General features: G+C 64.7%; 19 protein-coding genes. 8 read left to right on the forward strand and 11 right to left on the reverse strand.

What is annotated here, in order from left to right; translation table 11 throughout:
• The first annotated feature begins 220 nt into the window (after nt 1-220).
• On the forward strand, nt 221-1,651 hold the full coding sequence (locus M1P90_RS24265) for a hypothetical protein (RefSeq protein WP_483698090.1): 1,431 nt from the start codon (nt 221-223) through the stop codon (nt 1,649-1,651).
• 314 nt (nt 1,652-1,965) lie between these two features.
• On the opposite strand, the gene M1P90_RS24270 is transcribed toward M1P90_RS24265, so the two are convergent.
• Genes M1P90_RS24270 through M1P90_RS24280 form a run of 3 tightly spaced genes read right to left on the reverse strand, consistent with a single transcriptional unit; the run spans nt 1,966 to nt 4,187 of the window.
• Nucleotides 1,966-2,463 (reverse strand): hypothetical protein, encoded by a 498-nt coding sequence (locus tag M1P90_RS24270; protein ID WP_483698091.1) that lies wholly within the window; start codon nt 2,461-2,463, stop codon nt 1,966-1,968.
• Nucleotides 2,460-3,407 (reverse strand): helix-turn-helix transcriptional regulator, encoded by a 948-nt coding sequence (locus M1P90_RS24275; RefSeq protein ID WP_483698093.1) that lies wholly within the window; start codon nt 3,405-3,407, stop codon nt 2,460-2,462. The genes M1P90_RS24270 and M1P90_RS24275 overlap by 4 nt, the downstream gene beginning before the upstream one ends.
• 3 nt (nt 3,408-3,410) lie before the next feature.
• The gene (locus M1P90_RS24280; protein ID WP_483698094.1) at nt 3,411-4,187 is read right to left on the reverse strand and encodes a choice-of-anchor Y domain-containing protein; all 777 of its coding nucleotides are present in this window, start codon (nt 4,185-4,187) and stop codon (nt 3,411-3,413) included.
• A 453-nt stretch (nt 4,188-4,640) separates the two neighbouring features.
• Between M1P90_RS24280 and M1P90_RS24285 the strand changes: the two genes are divergently transcribed.
• Nucleotides 4,641-5,468, forward strand: a complete 828-nt coding sequence (locus tag M1P90_RS24285; RefSeq protein WP_483698095.1) for a TrmH family RNA methyltransferase — start codon at nt 4,641-4,643, stop codon at nt 5,466-5,468.
• Here M1P90_RS24285 and M1P90_RS24290 read toward each other — a convergent pair.
• From M1P90_RS24290 to M1P90_RS24320, 7 genes are all read right to left on the reverse strand, one after another.
• Nucleotides 5,443-5,940 carry an aminoacyl-tRNA deacylase gene (locus M1P90_RS24290; RefSeq protein ID WP_483698096.1) on the reverse strand — a complete coding sequence of 166 codons (498 nt, stop codon included), beginning with the start codon at nt 5,938-5,940 and terminating at the stop codon, nt 5,443-5,445. The two genes, M1P90_RS24285 and M1P90_RS24290, sit on opposite strands and share 26 nt — an antisense overlap.
• A gap of 125 nt (nt 5,941-6,065) precedes the next feature.
• Nucleotides 6,066-11,801 carry an Ig-like domain repeat protein gene (locus M1P90_RS24295; protein WP_483698097.1) on the reverse strand — a complete coding sequence of 1,912 codons (5,736 nt, stop codon included), beginning with the start codon at nt 11,799-11,801 and terminating at the stop codon, nt 6,066-6,068.
• Nucleotides 11,802-11,966: 165 nt separating this feature from the next.
• The gene (locus M1P90_RS24300; RefSeq protein ID WP_483698098.1) at nt 11,967-12,491 is read right to left on the reverse strand and encodes a phage tail protein; all 525 of its coding nucleotides are present in this window, start codon (nt 12,489-12,491) and stop codon (nt 11,967-11,969) included.
• A 15-nt stretch (nt 12,492-12,506) separates the two neighbouring features.
• A complete protein-coding gene (locus M1P90_RS24305; protein WP_483698099.1) occupies nt 12,507-13,004 on the reverse strand; it encodes a phage tail protein in 498 nt (165 codons plus the stop codon).
• Between the two features lie 44 nt (nt 13,005-13,048).
• A complete protein-coding gene (locus M1P90_RS24310; RefSeq protein ID WP_483698100.1) occupies nt 13,049-13,564 on the reverse strand; it encodes a phage tail protein in 516 nt (171 codons plus the stop codon).
• A 118-nt stretch (nt 13,565-13,682) separates the two neighbouring features.
• Entirely contained in the window at nt 13,683-14,183 is a 501-nt protein-coding gene (locus tag M1P90_RS24315; RefSeq protein WP_483698102.1) for a GNAT family N-acetyltransferase, read from the reverse strand.
• Nucleotides 14,180-14,488: a DUF6916 family protein gene (locus M1P90_RS24320; protein ID WP_483698104.1), complete on the reverse strand. Its 309-nt coding sequence runs from the start codon at nt 14,486-14,488 to the stop codon at nt 14,180-14,182. Before M1P90_RS24320 ends, M1P90_RS24315 begins: the two co-directional genes overlap by 4 nt.
• Nucleotides 14,489-14,918: 430 nt before the next feature.
• On the opposite strand from M1P90_RS24320, the gene M1P90_RS24325 reads away from it, so the two are divergent.
• From M1P90_RS24325 to M1P90_RS24345, 5 genes are all read left to right on the forward strand, one after another.
• Nucleotides 14,919-16,166: an aminotransferase-like domain-containing protein gene (locus tag M1P90_RS24325; protein ID WP_483698105.1), complete on the forward strand. Its 1,248-nt coding sequence runs from the start codon at nt 14,919-14,921 to the stop codon at nt 16,164-16,166.
• Between the two features lie 50 nt (nt 16,167-16,216).
• Nucleotides 16,217-16,903, forward strand: a complete 687-nt coding sequence (locus tag M1P90_RS24330) for an alanyl-tRNA editing protein (protein WP_483698106.1) — start codon at nt 16,217-16,219, stop codon at nt 16,901-16,903.
• Nucleotides 16,904-17,177: 274 nt separating this feature from the next.
• On the forward strand, nt 17,178-17,807 hold the full coding sequence (locus M1P90_RS24335; protein WP_483698107.1) for a LysE family translocator: 630 nt from the start codon (nt 17,178-17,180) through the stop codon (nt 17,805-17,807).
• Between the two features lie 39 nt (nt 17,808-17,846).
• Nucleotides 17,847-18,713, forward strand: coding sequence for an EamA family transporter (locus tag M1P90_RS24340; RefSeq protein WP_483698108.1), 867 nt, complete (start codon nt 17,847-17,849; stop codon nt 18,711-18,713).
• Between the two features lie 42 nt (nt 18,714-18,755).
• Nucleotides 18,756-19,517, forward strand: coding sequence for a class I SAM-dependent methyltransferase (locus M1P90_RS24345; RefSeq protein ID WP_483698110.1), 762 nt, complete (start codon nt 18,756-18,758; stop codon nt 19,515-19,517).
• 168 nt (nt 19,518-19,685) lie between these two features.
• On the opposite strand, the gene M1P90_RS24350 is transcribed toward M1P90_RS24345, so the two are convergent.
• Nucleotides 19,686-20,261 (reverse strand): GNAT family N-acetyltransferase, encoded by a 576-nt coding sequence (locus tag M1P90_RS24350; RefSeq protein ID WP_483698111.1) that lies wholly within the window; start codon nt 20,259-20,261, stop codon nt 19,686-19,688.
• A gap of 154 nt (nt 20,262-20,415) precedes the next feature.
• Here M1P90_RS24350 and M1P90_RS24355 point away from each other — a divergent pair, with 154 nt between their 5' ends.
• Nucleotides 20,416-20,916: a hypothetical protein gene (locus M1P90_RS24355; RefSeq protein WP_483698112.1), complete on the forward strand. Its 501-nt coding sequence runs from the start codon at nt 20,416-20,418 to the stop codon at nt 20,914-20,916.
• Nucleotides 20,917-21,180 lie beyond the last annotated feature (264 nt).

The following is a 21,180-nucleotide window of genomic DNA, read 5'->3' on the forward strand; positions in this document are numbered from 1 at the left end:
CACATCGTGAAGAGCGATACATGCTTGGCTGAGACTATGCTTGTATAGTAAACGGAGCACACGGCGATTTTGGGAAGCAGATCGGGCAGCAGGCAGAAAATAGTGCGCGTGCCACACAGCTGCAATGCGCGCCTCATATGCTTTTCAGATGCTCGGCAGAGCGCGCGTGCTACAATAAGGTCGGCATTGCCGCCTGCCCAGGCACAAAGAAAGGGTCGCTATGAATGTTCGCCGCACTCTGCTGCTGAGTATGGTGGCCGCGCTGCTGGCTGCGTGCGGCGGCACCCCAGGCCAACCACAAACAGTCAGCCCACAGATCACACTGCCGCCAGCCGCCACGGTTGCGCCAAGCGAAATACCCACCGCCGCGCCCGAGCCGACGGCTGCGCCTGAACCCAGCGCCGTGCCAGCAGAACCAACAGCCGCGCCCAAACCAACCGATGCGCCCGAGCCGACGGCTGCCCCTGCCCCTAGCGCCGCGCCCCAGCCCACCAGCGCGCCCGCAGTGGCTGGCCCTGGCGAGCTGCTGTTCCTGCGCGAAAATGCCCTCGTCGCGCTCGACCTGCGCACGCGCGTCGAGCGCACGATTGCGGCGAATGTGATCGATTTTGCGCCTGCGCCCGGCGGCAACACCATCGCGCTGATCCGCGACCTGGGCAAGGGTTCCGATGCCAGCGGCATCGACCTGTGGCTGGTTGGACGCGATGGCAGTGGGCTGCGCCAGCTTACCAGCGACAGCTATGACCTGATCGAAGCGACGCCGGCGTGGGCGCCCGATGGGCAGGCGCTGGCCTATGCCGCCTCGGGCACCAGCGACCCCTATGCCCGCACGTGGCAGGAATGGTCAACGTGGTGCGCCGCCAGCGAGGTGCATGTGCGCGTGCTGAGCGAATCCGCCGCGCAGAGCTTTGGCCCCGGCTGCGACCCGGCGATCTCGCCGGATGGCAAGCGCATTGCCTACGCCACGCCGCCTTCCACCCGCGCCGAAGGCGAAAACGCGCCCAACGCCAGCAACGCCATTCGCCTGATCAACCGGCAGGGCCAGAATGGCTGGAACTTCGCCGTTAGCAGCCAGCCGAGCGCCCCACCCGAAAAGCAGGGCCTGCTGGTCTACGCGCCGGCATGGTCGCCCGATGGCACCAAACTTACCTACCAGCGTTTTCTTGGCTACCGCACGCTGGTCGATCTGGGCATGACCGAGATCGGCGGCTCGTTCGAGGGCAAGGGCCAGCCGCTGAGCGATGGCGCGGGCTGGCTGCTGCCGGCGCAATTTTCGCCCGACGGCCAGCGGGTGGCGGTGGTGGAAAATAACTATGGCGACGCGCGTGGCTTTGGCGGCTACGACGACTGGTCGGTTCGGGTGTTGCAGCTTGGCGGCACGCACGACGTAGCGCTGCCCGAAGGCATCATCACCGCGCAGGGCCAGCCGGTTGGCGCGGTGCCGCGCGCCCGCGCCGCCGCGTGGTCGCCAGCAGGGGGGGCAATGGCGCTGCTGCTGCCGCCCGGCTGGAAGGCTGGCGTCGCGCCCAGCGAACCCTACGGCCACAACGACGAGCCGGGCGAGATCTGGCGCTGGCAGCCGGGCGGCGAGCCAGCCGAGCAGCTTGCGCAGAATGTCGGCCCGGCGTCGCCGCTGGCGTGGCTGCCGTAGCGCGCAGCAGTGACGAAGGACGAAGGACGGGAGGCGACATAACGACGCTGCCAGGACCGAGAACCTGAAACTGCGAACCAGCCAGTTTCTATCTCCACTACCATTCAGCTCAGAACGCCAAGAACGTTTACCACCAAGCCGCCCACGCGGCTGCACCGCACACCGAGCGATGAAAAGAAACGCGATCTGGTTCTGTGGTTTCTGGTTGTATAGTGGTTTGCAGAATAATTGGCCACGCAAGTGCCACCGGGCAGCGCACTGGGCGCAGAAAATGCAACTGCATCCTGCCAACTGCAGACAGCTATGGTTTTATATCAGGCAGTCCATTCGAGCAGAAGCTGGGTCACTTCTTCATTTAGCCCTGTTTCGCGCACATCTACAAGCCAGGTGCGTCGCCCGGAGCGCAGGCGCTCGGCGGCCCAGGCGTGCACCTCGGCTGTAAAGCCATCTTCCACCCACGCGATTGGCCCGTGCCAATCGGCAAAAGTGCGCCGCGCCGCCAGGGCTTTCCAGCTTGCGTTTCCATCTTCTTCCGGCAGCGGCTCGATCAGCGGGCGTGGCCCCAACCCCCACGCTGCCGCCATGTCGCGGTTCACCAGCGCGCCCCACTGCGAGCACCACACAAGCGTGTACGCCTCGTCGAGCCGGGCCAGCCAGTCGTTCAGGCCGGGCAGCAGCTTCAGCGCGGGCAGGTGGGGCGCGATCTGCGTTTCGCGGGCGAGCGAGCACTGGAAAACGTTGATCACGCCATCGATATCGAGCAGCAGTACCGGGCGCTGCGGCTCCAGCACAAGCGGCGGGCCTGCTGTCATGCTGCCTCCTCCTTCTGCGGCGCGGCGTAGCGCTCCAGCAGGGTGCGGGCGTGGCTGGCGATTGCGTCGCGCAGCGTGGGCGGGGCTTGCACCTCGGCCTCGGCGCCCAGGCTGGCGAAGTAGCGCGCATACCAGGCCAGCTCAGAAGGCGGGCAGCGGAACTGCAAGCGCCCGCTGCCGCCGGGCTGGCGCGCGATCTGCTGGCCGAGCTGCGGCTCGCTTTCCACCAGCGCCACGCCGCGTGGAGTAAGCGTGGCACGCACTTCCGGGTGGTCGGGGTGGGCGTAGGGTTTGGGCGCAAGCGGCGCGGCGGGCGCGAAATCGGGCGCGGGCGCGGCCACGCTGCGGATGCGGTCGACGCGAAACGTGCGCTCTTCGGCTGGCTCGTGGGCAAAGGCGCGGCAGTACCAGAAGCCGCCCTGCGCGCTGACCTGAAGCGGCAGAATATGCAGCGCCGAAGCGCGCGCCGCCGACTGATATTCGATCCGCAGCCACTCGCCCGCCTGCGCCGCAGCCACCACCCGGTCGAGCCAGGGCGCGCGCTGCTCGCGGCGCGGCGTGTCGATCGCCACCGCGCTCAGCAGCTGCTCGACCTCGGCGAGCTGGCCGGGCGGCAGCAGCGCGCGCAGTTTCGCCAGCAGTGTGGCGCGCTCGGCGGCAAACGGCGCGTCGGCCAGGCGCGCAATCGACTCGAGCGCGAGCAGCAGCAGAAAGCTTTCGCGGGCATTGAGCTGCGGCGGCGCGATGGTGTAATCGAGCGGCAGCGAGTAGCCGCCACCCACGCCTTCGCGCGCCACCACCGGCACGCCGATCTCGCAGAGCGCCTGCACATCGCGCAAAATCGTGCGGCGCGAAACCTCGAACTGCTCAGCGATCGAGCTGGCGGTGCGCGGGCGCTCCTGCAAGATCAGCACAATCGCGGTCATGCGGTCGATGCGGTTCATGAATTACCTTCGCGCCACCGGCACAAATAGCGCGTCTTCCGGCGGCCCTGGTGCCGGGGCGGGCGGCAGCGCAAGCGCCACCTTCCCCAAACGAAAGCGCCCCGCCGCCGACCGCGTATTATCGCCGAAAAACAGGAAGTTGGACGTTTTGTAGGGGTTGGGCGTGCCCTGAAAGGCAGTATAGTCGCGTACTGGCCCGCCAAATAGCAGCACACCATCGGCGCGCAGATCATAGGTGTCGCCGTGGATCGTCAGGTCGTAGCGCGTCAGCGCCGCGCCAGTGGCGTAGCTCGCGCCTTCGGCCTGCGTGAACAGCGCGTCGGTGCCGCCTTCCTGCGCCCACACCCTGTTCTGCCAGAAGCCCAGCTCGATGCCGCGCGCATCGCTGCCGAGCGCAATAATGCTGAAGCCGGCGCGGCTGTTGCGGTTGTGTTGTTCGTCGAGCAGTTGCATGGTGAAGGTGAGCGTAAAGCCCGCTGTGCGACTAAGCACTGGAACGGGCGCAGTGCTGCCAAAGAAGCCGGCCTGGCTGGCGAAATAGCCAGCAATGATCGCTGCGGTGCTTCTGGTGTCGAGCAGTGCTGCGCCCGCATCCATTGCCTGCGGTGGCGGCCCTTTTGTGAACAGAAAGACCCAGCCCTGCGCGGACGGCAGCGTATCTTGCGCGCCATCGTAGAGCGTTACTGGGATGGTGGGTTGCGTGGTGCTGGCGTTCACCTGTGCTGCGAACAGGCTGGCCAGCAGGCACAGCGCTGCGCAAACCAGCCGGCGATGAAACATGCTCACCCCTGGGTTGATTGGCTGCGAATATGTGCGGGGTGCAGGTAGTATACCATAGCGGGCCGCGCAAAATCGTCCGAAAGTCCGAGCGCGCACGCCTTGACTCGGGCGTGGCCAGCGGCTATGCTGCGGCTGTATTTTTCCGAACCATAGCAACGCCGATGAAGTCTGCCGAAACAACATTACTAGAGGCGCTGGCGCACGCATTTTCGGCGTGTGTAGCACCTGAGCGCGCGCGCGGTGTTCCGATCTTCTCCGCTGAAGATAGGGATACTGCGCCCAATTTTCGGCGGCTTCTAGCGTTCTAGCACTCAATAGTCTGTGCAAACGGCCGTGGGCGAGTATTGCGCCTGCGGCCGTTTTGCGTTGGCCGCGGGCGGGTGTGGCGCCTGCGGCCGCGTGTTTGTGCGTGTGCGGCAGGCGGGCGGGGAACAACACACGCGGAGGCACACTATGCAACGAGAATATGGCGCGGGGCAGGCGGCGATTTCAAGCCGCAACAACCCGCTGATCAAGGCAATTCGCGCGCTGGCGGGCCGCAAGGAGCGCGAGCGCAGCGAGACATATTTCGTGGATGGGCTGCATCTGGTGGCGGCGGCCGTGCAGCAGGGCGCGCCAATCGAGCGATGCGTGGTCGCGCCGGAATTGCTCGACAGCACGTTTGGCCGCGAGCTGTTGGGGGAAATCGTGGCGCGTGGCGTGGCGCGGCTCGATGTAACTGCGGATGTTTTCGCCAGCCTGGCGGCGCGCGAGCACGCGCAGGGGCTGGGCCTGGTGCTGCGGCAGCGCTGGCACGCGCTCGATCAGCTCGACGCGGCGGCGGGGCGCTGCTGGGTGGCGCTCGACACCGTGCAGTATCCCGGCAACCTGGGCGCGATCCTGCGCACCTGCGACGCCGTGGGCGCGGCCGGGGCGATACTGCTTGGCAACACTGCCGACCCCTACGACCCGGCGGCGGTGCGCGCCAGCGTCGGCGCGATCTTTGCGCAGCGCCTGGGGCGGGCCAGCTTTGACGAATTTCGCGCGTGGGCGGGCCAGCACGGCGCGCAGGTGGTTGGCACCTCGCCGGCCGCGCCGCGCGACTACCGCAGCGTGGCGTACCGCGCGCCGGTGGTGCTGCTGATGGGCAGCGAGCCGCGCGGTTTTGTGGCGGCCCAGCAGGATGGGTGCGACGAGATCGTGAACATTCCCATGGTCGGCCAGGGCGACTCGCTCAACCTGGCGGTGGCGGCGGGCGTGGTGCTGTACGAAATTTTCAACCAGCTTCGGGCGGGCGCGTGACGGCCACGCTGGTGCCGCCAGTGAGCGCAAGCAGGTCGGCGGTGGCGAGCGAGATCAGCACAGCAGGGTTGCCGGTGCCGCCATACACGCGGGGCAGCGCAAGCACCGCCGGGTCGATCAGCGTGGGCAAGGGCGTGCGATGGCCGAAGGAGGGCATGCAGCCCACCACAAAGCCAGAAATCGCGTAGGCCTGGTCGGGGCGTGCCAGCCCGACTTTCTTGCGCCCAACGCCAAAATGCTGGGCCAGTGCCCGGTCGTCGATGCGTGCGGTGCCCGCAGCAATCACCAGCACCGCCGAATCGCCAATCATGCACACGATGTTTTTAGTCATCGCGCTGACCTCAATACCCATGGCTGCGGCGGCATCTTCCACCGTGGGCATGGGGCGGTTGGCCGGGTGCAGGGTGGCGGCGACGCCGTGTGCGGCGGCAATGTCGCGCAGCTCTTCGGGGCTGCGCAGCGATTCGGTCATGGCGGTGCGTCTCCGTGCGAAACAAAAGGAGCGAGATGCCTATGATACCAAACATCGGGCTATGAAATGCACAAGACCGGGCGCGACGCGCCCGGTCTTGTGGGTGTTAAAACCGATTGGAATGCCTAGGGTAGCTTGCCATCCAGCTTATCGCCTTCGGCAGGGTTGTAGTCGGTCGCGGTATCGGTGCCATCGCCACCCTTGAAGGTGTCCTTGCCGGCGTTGCCAGTTAACGTATCGTTGCCTTTGTCACCGTCGAGCTTGTCGTTGCCGGCGCCGCCGATCAACGTATCGTTGCCTTCGTCGCCGTCGAGCTTGTCGTCGTTGTCGCCGCCGATCAGTGTGTCGTTGCCGGCACTGCCCTTGAGATCATCCTTGCCAGCACCGCCATCAAGGTAGTCGTTCCCACTATCGCCGGTGAGCTTGTCGTCGCCGCCCAAGCCGCAGACCGTATCGTCGCCGCTCTTGGCGTCAATCGAATCTTTGCCCTCGGTGCCGACGATCACGTCGTTGCCAGTGGTGCCTTTCAGCGAGCCTTTGTAGGTCTTGCCATTGTCCGGCCCGCCGACGATCTTGCCGTTCAGCACGTAGATCGTTGCCGCAAGGCCGTTGCAGGTGAGTGTGTTGGTGCCGCCGTTGACGGTGTGCGGCGCGCCGGCCGAGGTGCTGCCGTTGTAGCTGCTGTCGCCGCTGTAGGTGGCGGTGAGCGTGCGCGCACCAACCGTGGTCAGCGTAATACTGCATTGGCCCGCCGCAACCGTGCCGGTGCAGCTATTCACCCCGTCGGTCACGGTGACGTTGCCCATGGGCGTGCCGCTGCCACTGGCCGGAACGACGGTGTAGCTTACCGTCACGGCCTGGCCCGCCGTCGATGGGTCGGGCGTGTCGGCGGTGATCGTCGTGGTGGTGTTGATCTTGGCCGCCGTTGTGATTGTGGTCGGGTCGCTGGCGGTGTTGTTGCCGCTGTTGGTTTCGCCGCCGCCCGACACCGTCGCGCTATTCGTCACGCTCGCCGGCGCATTGCTCGCAACATTAACGGTGAGTGTGATGTTCGGGTAGCTGCCGCCCGCTGCCAGCGCGTCGGAGCGCGTGCAGGTGAGCGTGCTGGTGGTGCAGGTCCAGCCGCTGCCGCTGATCGCGGTGGCAGTCAGGCCCGCCGGCAGGGTATCGACGGCGGTTACCGTGCCGCTGGATGCGCCGTTGCCCACATTCGCTACCGTGATGGTGTACTGCGCGCCCGACTGACCCTGAGTAAAGGTGCCGCTGTGGCTCTTGCTTATTGTCAGGTCGGGCGTGAGCACCACCGGCACACTGTAGGTCACGGTGTTGTCGGTGCTGGTGCTGGTGGTGTTGGCGTTGCCAGCTGCATCCGCCGCCTTGTTCGCCCCAACCGTGGCGATCACGGTGCCATCGGCGTTCATGCCGCTCACCGCCACGTCGTAGGTTGTGCCATCGTTGGGCGCGATCTCGGTCACGGTTGCGCTCGTCGCGCCGGCCGTGCCACTCAGGCTCACATCTGCGCCGGTGAAGCCACTCACCGGCTCGTCGAACACAACGGTGAAGTGGATCGGGCTGGCGCTGGTCGGGTCGGCCTGGCCACTGGCCTGGTTGATCGTCACGCCTGGCGCAGTGGTATCGACCACCCAGGTATACGAAGCCGGGGTTGGGTCGGCATTGCCCGCGCCGTCGATCGCGCGCACCTGGAAGGTGTGCTGGCCGTCCGCTAAGCCGCTGTAGCTCTGCGCGCTGGTGCAGGCCGTGAAGCTGCTGCCGTCGAGCTTGCACTCGAACGAGGCCACGCCGGTGCCGCTGTCGCTTCCGCTAAAGGAGAAGCTGGCCGAGCTGCTGTTGCTCGGGTTCGACGGCATGCTGGTGATTGTCGTGTCGGGCGGCGTGTTGTCCGTGTCGATGGTGGTTGGGTCGTTCGATGTGTTGTCGGAAGCGTTGCTGTCGCCACTGATCGACACGGTTGCGCTGTTCGTCACGCTTGCGGGGGCGTTGCTCGCAACATTGACGGTGAGCATGATGTCGGGGTAGCTGCTGCCCGCTGCCAGCGCGTCGGAGCGCGTGCAGGTGAGTGTGCTGGCCGAGCAGCTCCAGCCGCTGCCGCTGATCGCGGTGGCGGTCAGGCCGGCTGGCAGGGTATCGACCACGCTCACGGTATCGTTCGCATCGGCCGTGCCCGTGTTCGACACTTTGATGGTGTACTGCGCGCCGCTCTGGCCCTGGGTGAAGTTGCCGCTGTGGGTCTTCAGCACGGCCAGGTTCAACGCCATCGGGATGTTAACGACGTGCGGCGTTGTGTCCGAGCTGCCGAGGAAGTTGTTATCGCCAGCATAGGTCGCTGTAATGGTGCGATTGCCCGAGGTGGTGAATGTAATGTCGCACTGGCCAGTGGCTACGCTGGCGGTGCAGTTATCGACGCCGTCGCTCACGGTGACGCTGCCGGTGGGCGTGCCTGCGCCCGGCGCTTTCGCCACCACGGTGAACGCCACTGTCACCGGCTGATTGACAGTCGAGGGATCCGGTGTTTCCGACGTGATTGTGGTGATCGTTTCGGCCTTGTTGACCGTGTGCGGCGCGCTGGCCGAGGTGCTGCCGTTGAAGTTGGCATCGCCCGAGTAGGTCGCCGTCAGGGTTTTCGCGCCCGCGCTGGTGAAGACGATGCTGCACGATCCGGCAGCAACCGTGCCAGTACAGGTTTGCGTGCCATCGCTGACGGTGACATCGCCGGTGGGCGTGCCGCTGCTGGCCGTGACGGTGAAGTTAATCGTCACGCTCTGGCCGACGACCGAAGGATCGGGGTTGTCGGACGTGATTGTCGTGGTCGTGTCGGCCTTGGCGGGCGGGTTGACGGTGTGCGCGACACTCGCCGAGGTGCTGCCGTTGAAGTTGCCGTCGCCCTCGTAGGTGGCAGTCAGCGTTTTTGCGCCTGCGCTGCTGAAGGTGATGCTGCACGAGCCAACCGCGACGGAGGCAGTGCAGGTTTGCGTGCCATCGCTCACGGTCACGTTGCCAGTGGGCGTGCCTGCGCCCGGCGCGTTCGCCGCCACCGAGAAGTTAATCGTCACCGCCTCGCCCACGGTTGAGGGATCGGGCGTGTCGGACGTAATTGTGGTGGTGGTGTCGGCCTTATTGACCGTGTGCGCCACACCCGCCGAAGTGCTGCCAGTGAAGGTGCCGTCGCCAGCATACGTTGCGGTGAGCGTTTTGGCCCCGGCGCTGGTGAATGTGATGCTGCACGAGCCGGCCGCCACCGTGCCAGTACACATGTTTGTGCCATCACTCACAGTGACATTGCCGGTCGGCGTACCACCACTTGACGTGACGGTGAAGTTAATCGTCACGCTCTGGCCGACGACCGAAGGATCGGGCGTGTCGCTGATGATGCTTGTGGTCGTTGCCGTCGAGGTGACGGTGTGCGCCACACCGGCCGATGCGCTGCCGTTGAAGTTGGTATCGCCGGCATAGGTGGCAGTCAGCGTGCGCGCGCCAGCGGTGGTCAGCGTGATCGAGCAGGTGCCGGCTGCAACTGCTGCGGTGCAATTATCGACGCCGTCGCTCACGGTGACGGTGCCAGTGGGCGTGCCCGCGCCCGGCGAGCTGACAACCACACTGAAGTTGACGGTCACTGCCTGGCCTGTTGTCGAAGGATCGGGCGTGTCGCTGATGATGCTTGTGGTCGTGCTGGCCTTGCTGACGGTGTGCGCCGCACCCGCCGACGTGCTGCCGTTGAAGTTGGTATCGCCGGCATAGGTAGCGGCCAGGGTTTTTGCGCCCGCGCTGGTAAAGGTGATGCTGCACGAGCCGGCCGCCACCGTGCCAGTGCACATGTTTGTGCCGTCGCTGACGGTGACATTGCCGGTTGGCGTGCCACTGCTTGCCGTCACGGTATAGTTCACGACCACCGGTTGGCCGACGACCGAAGGATCGGGGTTGTCGCTGGTGATGCTTGTGGTCGTGCTGGCCTTGCTGACGGTGTGCGCCACACCCGCCGAGGTGCTGCCGTTGAAGTTGGCATCACCGGCATAGGTAGCGGTCAGGGTTTTCGCGCCCACAGTTGTGGATGTGAGCGAGCACGAGCCAGCCGCCACTGTGCCCGTACACGTGTTTGTGCCATCGCTCACGGTCACGTTGCCGGTTGGCGCGGTTGGCGAATTGCCACTGCTGCCAGCAACCGTGTAGCTGACGGTGTAGGCCTGCCCAACACCACTTGGGTCGGGCGAGTCGCCGGTGATGCTTGTGGTGGTATTCGCCTTAGAAACGGTGAAGCTCACGACGTTCGAGCCGCTGGCCGTGCCGTCGTTGTCGACTTTCGCCGCCGCGCGATTGCTGGCCGCAGCTGCACTCGCCGTATAGGTGGCAGTGGCGGTGCCATTCGACTGGATCGTCGTTTGCGCGCCGGAGATCGTGCCGCCGACCGCACTCCACGTCACCGGCAAGCCCTTCAGCACATCCACATTGGCCGAAACGTCCTGGCCGGCCGAGTTGGTGTTGACGCTGGCCGTCAGGCTGGTGCTCTGGTTGGTGACGAGTGTGGTGCTCGCTGCTGTCAGCAGCACGCGCAGCCAGGGCGTGAAGTTCGCCGTGCCGGTACCATCGACTTTGGCAATATCACAGGGCGCAGCGCTTGGGCCGGTGCTGCAACCCCACCAGTTATTCGTCGCATTGGCCGTGCCGCCGTTGACCGACAGGCCACTGCCGGTGCCAGCCGGGCTGGTGTTGTTCACAATCCGCGAGAAGCTCATGTTGAGCGTGCCCACTTCAAAGCGAATCGCGCCGCCCGCGCCACCCGCAGCGGCGGTGTTGCCCGTAAACGTCACTTTGCTGATCGTTGAGGTTCCGCTGGTATGACTCAGGCGAATACCACCGCCGAAACGCCCGGAGGTGTTATTGTTGATTGCGCTGCTCTGGTCGATCGTCAGCGGCGCGGTCGAGTAGATGCCGCCGCCGTCGCTGCCCGAGGCGTTGCCGGTGATGGTAACACCATGCAACTGGTAATTCTGCGTAGCCGAGCCGCCGCACGAGCCAAAGAAGAACAGGCCGCCGCCCTGGCCGTTGTTCGTCCCGCCGACCGAGCGCGTGCTGTTGCCTTGTATGGTTGAGTTGCTGATCGTCACGTTCGCGGTTTTGCTGCTATTGACGCAGAATACCGACATGCCGCCGCCGTTGCCCCAGTTCGGGCCAGCACGGCTGGCGATGTTGTTCTGAATGGTCGAACCGCTGATATTGACCGTGCCGCCGTTTGATAAGAACAGCGCGAAACCGCCGGCATCGCCGTCAGTCGTTTCGCAGTTGCTGACGGTAACGCTGCTCAGGCTCAGATTGCCCGCGCCGTTTGTGCCACCATCGAAATCGAAGCAGCCCCCATCGCTTTCAAAGGTGGAAAAAGCGTTCGGGTTCTTGCCATTGCGAACGGTCAGGTTGTTCAGCGAAACCGCAAAACCAGCCAAGCTGCCGAGCGGGTTGAACGAGAAAACCCGGTCGATCGCCGCGCTGCTGCTGGCGCCGGCCTGAATGATCGCGCCGTTGCCATTGATGGTGATTGGCCCGGTGACATCCAGGTCGCCATTGGCGGCGTTGTTGTCTACACCGGTGCGGGTGAGCGTGTAGGTCGTGGCGGACAGGCTGATCGAGTCGGCCCCGGAAAGGGCGTTGGCTTCCATAACTGCCGCGCGCAGCGAGCACTGGCCGCCTGCATCAGCGCACACGCCGTTGCCGGGGCTTGCGTCCACCGTATCGGCGGTGGTGGTGACAATTAAGCCGGCTGCCAAGGCGGTGCCGGCAGGTATGGCCGCAAGCATCCCCACAGCCAGCGCCAATGCGAGTGCGAGCCGTCCGCCCCGCAAAGCAAGCGCCATACGTTTAGAAAAATTCCGTACCATTGTATCCATCCTCGTGTATGGCGCCGCCTGCGACGCCGTATGAAAGGGACAAGTGCGGGCGGAAGAACAGGCTATTTGCTGCGAAATAGCGGAAATGGCGCAGATACTATGTGTATCTGCGCCGCGTACGTTCTCTTGTGCTTATGGCCGCGATGGGTAGATCCCCTGGAGCGCGATACAGAAATTGACGGTCAGGTAGGGCGGCATGTTGTTGTGTGGCTGGCTGCCGCCCGCCGGGCCAAAGGCGGCCCCGCTCATTGGCGTGTTTGGCGGGTTCGCAGAATAGGCCGAGGGCCGGCCGCGCCCACCGCTTGCCCACATGCCATTGATTGGCGCGGCAACGCTCCCCGGCCCCGAGTCACACCCGACAGGGTGATTGTGTGCCGCCATTTCGCTCTGGATGAGCGTCACCGTCTGCACACCGCCGACTTCGCCCAGGCTGCGCGGCGTGAGGCCCGGCCCCTGGCCCTGGTGCATGGGCGCGCTGGCCTGCAAATTCGGCAGCGCAAAGGTTGTTGTGCCATTGCCGCCGTAAAACGTGCCCAGCAGCGAGAACAAGGCCGTGTTCTGCGCTATCGACATAATCTGGCCGTTGCAGAATGCCCAGCCCCGTGGGGCGAAGTTGAAACCGAACATCCTGATTTCGGCCAAAAAGGGCTCTGACATGATTTCGGCTCCTTCTTACGTGCGCGATGGGAAAACACCCACAAGAGCAATACAATAGCTAATGGTGAGGTAGGGCGAAAGGTTGGGGTGTGGCTGGCTGCCGCCGGCCGCGCCAGTGGCCGAGGGCAGCATCGTGGTGTTGATCGACGTGCTGTACGGGTTGGCTTCCTGTGCAGCCCAGGTTCCGCCCACGGGCGTGCCCGAACCGGCGGCATTGCCGTCGGCCATGGGCGTGTGGCCGTGTGCCGGCATCTCGGTGATGATGAGCGTATGGTTTTCTTCGCCGGCGCGCTGGCCCTGAACGAAGCCATTGCCCATATGGAGCGCGGTGCGGCTGCGGAAATCGGGCAGCGCAAAGGTCGTGCGGCCATCGCCGCCATACATGGTGCCAAGCAGTGAGAACAGCGCCTGGTTCTGGTTGATCGGCAACAGCTGACCGTTACACAAGGCCCAGCCCTTGGGCGGGAAGCCGAAACTCATAAGTTTGATCTCGCCCAAAAATGGATCCGACATAGGAATGCCTCCTTCGAGTTCGGATGCTCAATCTATTGGCAGCACTAACCCTGGCTTGGGAAGATACCTTCGAGACAAATAATGAAGCTGATGCACTCGAACGGCAGCATGTTCTCGTGCGGCTGGCTGCCACCGCTGAGCGTCATCGCCTGGGGGCTCATGGCGGAGTTCGCGGGGTTGTTGGAAAACTGGCTCAGGTTCGAGCTTGCCCACACGCCGCCACTTGGCGAGGCCTGGCCGCCTTGCCCGCTCTGCGCCTGGGCGCTGTGAGCATGCGAGGGCAGCTGGTTGGTGATCAGCGTGACGGTTTCCGAGCCGCCGTTCTGGCCGATGGTGTAGTTCGACAAACCCGCGCCCTGGCCCTGATGCACCGGCACGCGCCCACGCAGGTCGGGCAGCGCAAAGGTGTTCTGGCCATCGCCGCCGTAGGTTGTGCCAATCAGGGCGAACAGCGCGTCGTACTGCGCGATCGCCAGCAATGAACCATCGCAGAACGACCAACCTACCGGGGCAAAATTACCGCCAAACATGCGGATCTCACCAATGTACGCTTCAGCCATGTGTGCCGTCCTTCCTTTCACAATGCCCAAAACCAAGCACCTGTGCCGCGCACAGCGCACCACAAAGCCGCCGTCTTGCGACAGCTACGAGCGAAAAGAGTGTTGCGGGGCGGGAAAGCTACGCGTGGGCGAAAGCCTGGCCTACTGCTACGGCCGGCATCCATTCCATGAACCAGTAGATGCCGCGATCTTCGAGTTCGGTAAAGCCAAAGCGCTGGTACCAGCGCAACGCCGGGTTGAACTTCTCGACATGAATGCGCACCGGGCGGGTATAGCGTAATGCTTCATCGAGCACGCCGTCCATCAGTTCCGAGCCAATGCCCTGGCCGCGATACTCAGGAAGCAGCGTGATGTCGATCAGGCGTATTTCGTGGGGCCAGCGCGCCACATACAGGCGGCCAACTGGCGTGTTGTTCTGCAAAACCACCTGAAAGCGGGCGTTGGTGTAGAAATTCTGGTAGTGATAGTGCTGCGCGTCGAACTGCTGGCGCAGGAAAATTTCCTGTTGTTGCGCGCTCCAGCCAAGCGGCTCGAGCTCGGCGGCGCGGGTGCTGGCATACACTTTACGCAGGAAAGGAATATCGTTCGGCTGGATGGGGCGGAGTGTGATGCTGCTCATGCGGCTACCTCGGCGTGCAAAATGTTAAAGGCGGCTTCGTAATACAGGCCCTGCTGGTCCTGGCGGATCGGCACAATAAACAGTTCGATATCGCCCAGCGCGTCGTGCTCGAAGCAATAATTCGCCTGTGGAATGTATGTGCCGGCCGGCCCGCGCAGCACGATTGAGAAGCTGTCGAATGGGCCGTTCTCGCGCTGGGCCGAAACTTCGATCAGCTCCAATGCCAGCGGGCCACCCACTGCGGGCAGCCGAAAGACAGTTTCGATGTGCTCAGCAAATACGGCGTGCGAGTATGGGGCGCTCATTCAGTCCTCCGAGCCTTTATCGCCTTCCAGAGCCTTAGGTGTGGCTTTGTTTGTTCTTGTGCGGGGTGCATACACAGTAGCAGATTAGGCCGCCTGGCACATCAGGTAAATTACGTATATTTGCGAGTACGTAGCAGGGCTTAAGTACGTATGTCGTAGCTGCGCGCGGGCGCGGGGCGATATGGGCTATAATGCGGCCAGAATTGTTGCCCTGCCCGTCGCTCGATTGTCTCTGTCTGTCTGTGCCGCTGGCTGCTATACTCTGCGTGTGGCCGCCCTGGGGCAAGGAGCCACCATGTTTTTTACTCGCATTGGCGCGCCAGAATGCCTGATCATTCTGGTAGTGCTGCTGATTGTGGCCGGGCTCGCCTTTCGCGGTGGTTTTTTCCGCGGCCGGCGGCGCCAGTAGCACGGCCCAGCGGAGAACCGTATGACACATGCATCCCCCACCACTACCACCGATCTGTGGGAATCGCACTGGGCCTCGGCTGTTGCGAACGTCAGCAGCTCGGCCATCCGCGAGCTGCTGAAAGTCACCGAAGAACCCGGCGTGATCTCGTTTGCGGGCGGCCTGCCCGCGCCCGATTGCTTCCCAGCTGAAGAAATTGAGCTTGCTGCCGAGCGCGTGCTCTCGCGCGAGGCCGGGCGCGTGCTGCAATATGGCCCCACCGAGGGCTTCCCGCCGCTGCGCGATTTCCTGGTGGAGATGATGGCCGGGCGCAAGCTGCCGATTTCGCGCGACAACCTGCTGGTGACCAATGGCTCGCAGCAGGGCCTCGACATGATCGCCAAGCTGCTGGTCGACCCGGGCGATGTGGTGCTGGTCGAGGAGCCAACCTATGTTGGTGCGCTGCAGGCGTTTCGGCCCTACCAGCCGCGCTTTGTGACGCTGCCAATGGACGACGAGGGCTTGCGGATCGAGGGCGTCGAGCAGGCACTGGCCGGGCTGGCCGCCGAAGGGCGCACGCCCAAGTTTCTCTACACCGTCGCGAGCTTCCAGAACCCGACTGGCGTCACGCTTTCCGCCGAGCGGCGGCACGCCTTGTTAGAACTGGCCGCGCGCTACAACCTGCCGATCGTCGAGGACGACCCGTATGGCGAATTGCGCTATAGTGGCGAAGCGCCGCCGCTGCTGGCCGCGCTCGATATTGCGCGCTTCGGCGCGCCGCGCCATGTTCTCTACCTGAGCACCTTCTCCAAGCTGCTGGTGCCGGGCCTGCGCGTGGGCTGGGCCGTCGCGCCCGAGCCGCTGCTGCGCCGCATGGTGCAGGTCAAGCAGGGCCTCGATCTCCATACCAGCTCGCTGGCGCAGGCAATCGCCTACGAAGCCTGCCGCGATGGCCTGCTCGCCCGCCAGATCCCGCGCATCTGCGGCGTGTACCAGGCGCGGCGCGACGCGATGCTGGGCGCGCTGGAGCAGTATATGCCCGCTGGCACGCGCTGGACCAAGCCCGACGGCGGGATGTTTCTGTGGATCACGCTGCCCGAGGGCTATAACACCACCGAACTGCTGGCGCGCGCACTGGAGCGGCAGGTGGCGTTTGTGCCGGGCGGCGCGTTCCACGCCAATGGCGGCGGCGCGAACACCATGCGCCTGAATTTCTCGTTCTCAACGCCCGAGCAGATCGTCACTGGCGTGCAGCGCCTGGCCGAGGTGTTTCGCGACGCGCTGGCATAAGGCCAGGAAAGGGAAGTATCACCGAGCTTCTGTTTCAAACCGACGCCTACATGCGCGAATTTTCCGCCGAGGTGACGGCTGCCGAAGGCCAGGCGGTCGCGCTTGATCGCACCGCTTTTTATGCCACCGGGGGCGGCCAGCCGCACGACACCGGCACGCTCAGCGCAAGTGATGGGCGCACATGGCGCGTGACCGAAGTGCGCAAGCAGGGCGAGCAGGTCTGGCATACGCTGGAAGGCGAGCCGCCCGCGTCCGGCACCGCCGTGCACGGCACGATCGACTGGGCGCGCCGGCACAAGCTGATGCGCACGCATACGGCGCTGCACCTGCTGTGCGGCGTGATCTGGCGCGACTACCAGGCGCCGGTGACGGGCGGCAACATGGACACCGACGAAGGCCGGCTCGACTTCGAGCTACCCAACTTCTCGAACGAGCTGGCGCAGGAGATCGTGGCGAAGGTGAACGCCGAGATCGCCGCCGCCCGCCCGATTGAGGTGCGCATCCTGCCGCGCGAAGAAGCCTTCGCCATCCCCGACCTGATCCGCACCAAGATCAACCTGCTGCCCGAAGGAATCCGCCAGGTGCGCACGGTGAACATCGTTGGGCTTGATTTACAGGCCGACGGCGGCACACACGTGGCCGACACGGGCGAGGTTGGGCGCGTGGTGCTGCTGAAAACCCGCAGCAAAGGCGCAAACAATAAGCGCATTGTGATTGGGATTGAGGACGCGGGGTGAGCAGTAGGCGGTAGGCAGTTTGCAGTCGGCAGGAGGGAGCGTAGAGCGCAGAGCGATGAAATGCTCACCCAATCGTCAATCGTAAATTCTTGGCTCTTTGCGTCCTTTGCGCCCTTTGCGGTTCAAGATGAGGGTTTTGGGTCTGGGGTTTTGGGATTGGGCCTGCTAACCTGCTAACCTGCAACCTGCCAACCCTCCGCGCCTCTGTGTCTCTGTGGTGAGTCTTCCGGTCGTCATTCGTCGGTGGTCGGTCGTCGAATAGAGGGGGGAAGGAATGCCAACACCAGTTGCATTTGGTGTGTTTCTGTCTGCGGCGATTTTGCTGGCAGTGACGCCCGGCCCAGGCATTTTCTACGTGCTGGCGCGCAGCCTGAAGGGCGGCGCACGCGATGGCATTGCATCCACAGCGGGCACGGCGATTGGCGGGCTGGGGCACGTACTCGCTGCCGCGTTCGGGCTTTCGGCGCTGCTGGCCACCTCGGCGCTGGCGTTTAGCGTGGTGAAATATGCCGGCGCAGCCTACCTGATCTACCTCGGCGTGCGCACGCTGCTGGCGCGCGAGCCAGCCACGCACACAGCCGACGTGCCTGCCGAAAGCACGCGCCGCATTCTGATGCAGGGCATGGCCACCGAGCTGCTGAACCCCAAGACGACGCTGTTTTTTCTGGCCTTCATCCCCCACTTCATCAACCCCGCCGGGTCGGTCGCGCTGCAGTTCATTCTGCTGGGCAGCATTTCCGTGCTGCTCAACAGCAGCGCCGACCTCGTCGTGGCAGCCTTTGCCGGCCCGATTGGTCGCGCATTGCGGGGCAGCGCACGCCTGCGGCGCGGCCAGCGCTGGTTTACAGGCAGCGCGCTGATTGCGCTTGGCGTGTACGCCGCCGTGGCCGACGAGCGCAGCTAGTGCGTGGTATACTATCGCTCCATCTTTTGGAATAAACGAATGCCGTTTGGCGCTGTTGTGAGGCCGGCAATGGGCATTGTGTTTGGCCTTGCGGCTGCGCTGTGCTGGGGCGTTTCCGATTTCGCGGTGACGTGGGTGGCGCGCCGGCTGGGCGTGGTGCAGGCATTTTTCTATGTGCAGCTCTGGGGCCTGCTGCTCACCGCTGCGCTGCTGGCGCTGCAGCCGGGCGCGCCCGCGCCAACTGCGGCGGCGTGGCTGCTGGCAGCAGGAATTGCGCTATTCAACCTCGCCGGCACACTGCTGCTCTACCGCTCGTTTGCGATTGGCACGCTGGCGCTGGTGTCGCCGATTGCGTCGGGCTTTGCGGTGGTAAGCGCGCTGCTGGCCCTGCTGGCGGGCGAGCGACCGGCGGCCCTGACGCTGCTGGGCGCGGCGCTGCTGATCGGCGGCGTGATGGCGGTTTCGCGCGGGCAGGCCGGTGCCGGGCGGGCGACGCTGGCGGGCGTGCCCGAGGCGTTTGGCGTGGCGCTGTGCTTTGGCATTTCGTTCTGGGCGCTCGATTTTGTGACGCCCGCACTGGGCCTGCTCTGGCCGGTGCTGGCGGTGCGAATGCTTGAGTTTCTGTGCGCGCTTGCGCTGCTGGCGGGCCGTCGCACCCGCCCGGCGCGGCTGGGCGGCAGGGGCTGGCTGCTGGTGGCTGCGGCGGCGCTGCTCGACACCCTGGCGTTTGTGGCGTTCAACCTGGGCGTGAGCAGCGCCTACACCACCATCGTCACGGCGCTGGCCTCGCTGTTTAGCGCAGTAACGGTTGTGCTGGCCTGGCTGTTTCTGCGCGAACGGCTGGCGCTGGCGCAGTGGGCTGGCGTGGCGGTTATTTTGCTGGGAGTTCTGCTGGTGAGCCTGTAGCTGTGCCAGCGTGCGATTGGAATCTTGAAAGGCGCAACGATCATGTCCGACATCAAGAATGCCGTCGAGCGGCAGTTCAGCCCGGTAGCCGCGAACTATGCCACCAGCGCCGTGCATGCCGCCGGCCCCGACCTGGTTGCCATGCTGGCGGTTGCCGCGCTGCAAGGGAACGAGCGCGTGCTCGACGCTGGCTCGGGCGCGGGCCACACCGCGCTGGCCTTTGCCGCGCAGGCCGCCGAGGTTGTGGCGCTCGATTTGTCCGATGCCATGCTGGCGCAGGGGCGCAAGCTGGCGCGCGACCGCAAGCTGGAAAATATGTCCTTCAAGCGCGGCGATGTCGAGCAGTTGCCCTTCGCGGATGCCTCATTCGACATCGTGACTTCGCGCTACAGCGCGCACCACTACCCGCACCCGCAGGCCGCGCTGCGCGAGTTTGCGCGCGTGCTGAAGCCCGGTGGCCGGCTGCTGCTGGCCGATGTCGTTTCGCCCGAGCCGCCCGCGCCTGATACCTTCCTGAACGCAATCGAGCTGCTGCGCGACCCTTCGCACGTGCGCGATCATACAATCAACCAGTGGTTAAGAATGTGCGCCGAGGCCGGCCTGCCCGCCGAGACAATGGGCGAGTGGCCGCTGCGGCTGGAGTTTGAGTCGTGGGTGGCGCGCATGAACACGCCCTTTCTGGCGATCACGCAGATCCGCGCGCTGATCGATGGCGCGCCGCGCGAGGTGCGTGCCGCCCTGGCGCTGGAAGAAGGCTATTCGTTCAGCGTGCCCACCGCGCTCATTCGTGGCGTGAAGGGGTGAGCGGGCGAGGTTGCAAGTTGCACGTTTTGAATGTTGCATGTTGGGTTTGCGCGAACCCATAAGCCTGTAGCATTCCAACCTGAAAATGTGCAACCTGCAAACCTGCGAACCTGCAACCCGCAACCTGAACCTCAAAATCTCCGTGCCTCTGTGGTGATCTTTTCGGCCTCATGCGCCCGGCCACTCGCTGCGCAGAATCGCGTAGATGTGCGTGTCGCGGCGCGCGCCGGCCACGTCGAGCGCATCGGCGCGCAGCGTGCCCTCGCGCCGCAGCCCATTCTTTTCGGCCACGCGCGCGCTGGCGATGTTGCGCGTGTCGCAGCGCCATTCGAGCCGCTGCCAGCCCCACTCGGTAAAGCCCCATGTTAGCAGCGCACCCAGCACGCGGGTGCCAAGCCCGCTGCCAGCGCGCGCCCCGCTGATCCACATGCCAACCTCGGCATAGCGCAATTCGAGCGGGCCGCCGCGCAGGTGGAAGCCCGTGCCGCCGGCAAGCTCATCACCAATCCAGATGCCAAGTGTGAAATCCTCGTTCAGCAGGTAGCGTGCGGCCCCGCGCCGGCAAATCACCTCCGACTCTTCCACGCTTTGGTCGGGCCGCGCCCACAGCATCCACGGCCGCAGATGATCGTAGGAGGCGGTGGCGGCGCGCTGAAGGGCTGCGCCGTCGCCGGGGCGGTAGGCGCGCACAATGAACTCGCCGGCATCATAGGCGGCGGGGGCGAAAAAAGGCTCCTTGTTCATAAAAATCTCCTGCGCATGGGCCATACTTGCGGCCCTGATTTCTGCTATCATATGCGCACCCAGCGATTCTTCGCAACTTTGGTGCCTGCCCTTTCTTTGCATTGTTTGCGCGCAATGTCTCGGTGTACTCGCACGCACACATACGAGGCCAACCATGACGACAATTGCCGAGCTGGATAAGAAAATTGCCGAGTTCGAAGCGACCCTGAGCCAGCCGCTCCCTGAGTCGGTGCTTGCGTCGCTGCGGGCGCAAATTGCCGAGCTTCGTGAGGAACGCGCGCGCCTGACGAATGCGGGCGCAGGCGTGCAGGGCACAGTCAATAACAGTGGCACGCTAAACGGCAACGCAGTAGGCGTGAATTACGGCACGACGACGAGCACAACAAACAATCATTATTATGGGCCAGGTTCGCCTGCGCCCACGCGCCCGCCCACGCGCGACGAAGAGATTGCTGAGCAGCAAGAGCTGCTGGCGCGGCATCGCGGCACACTGAGTGCGCACCTGCGGCGGCTGGCGATTGTGGGCAGCGCCTTTGCGCCACCCGAGGTGTTCTTTGGCATTCGCGAGGCGCGCACTGGCATTGCGCGGGCGCGCGCCGCGCTCGATGGCTACGGCGTCGCTACCGAGGCCCACCCCGACGATGTAGAGCGGTAGGGGCGGACACGTAGGTTATGGGGCGGACACGTAGGTCCGCCGGGACACGTAGGTTATGGGGCGGACACATAGGTCCGCCTGGACACGTAGGTTGTGGGGCGGAGACGTAGGTTCGCCGGGACATGCTGGATGGGCAGGGGCATGCGAGGCAGGCGTTCAGCACGCCGACCACATCAAATTTTCATTACAATCCAGCGCACGAGTGCCGCCCGTACAGGCCGGCTGCATGCCGCGCCGAGCGCAGCACAAAGCCCAACCTGGCCC

This window comes from Kouleothrix sp. 19917 (assembly GCF_057073505.1).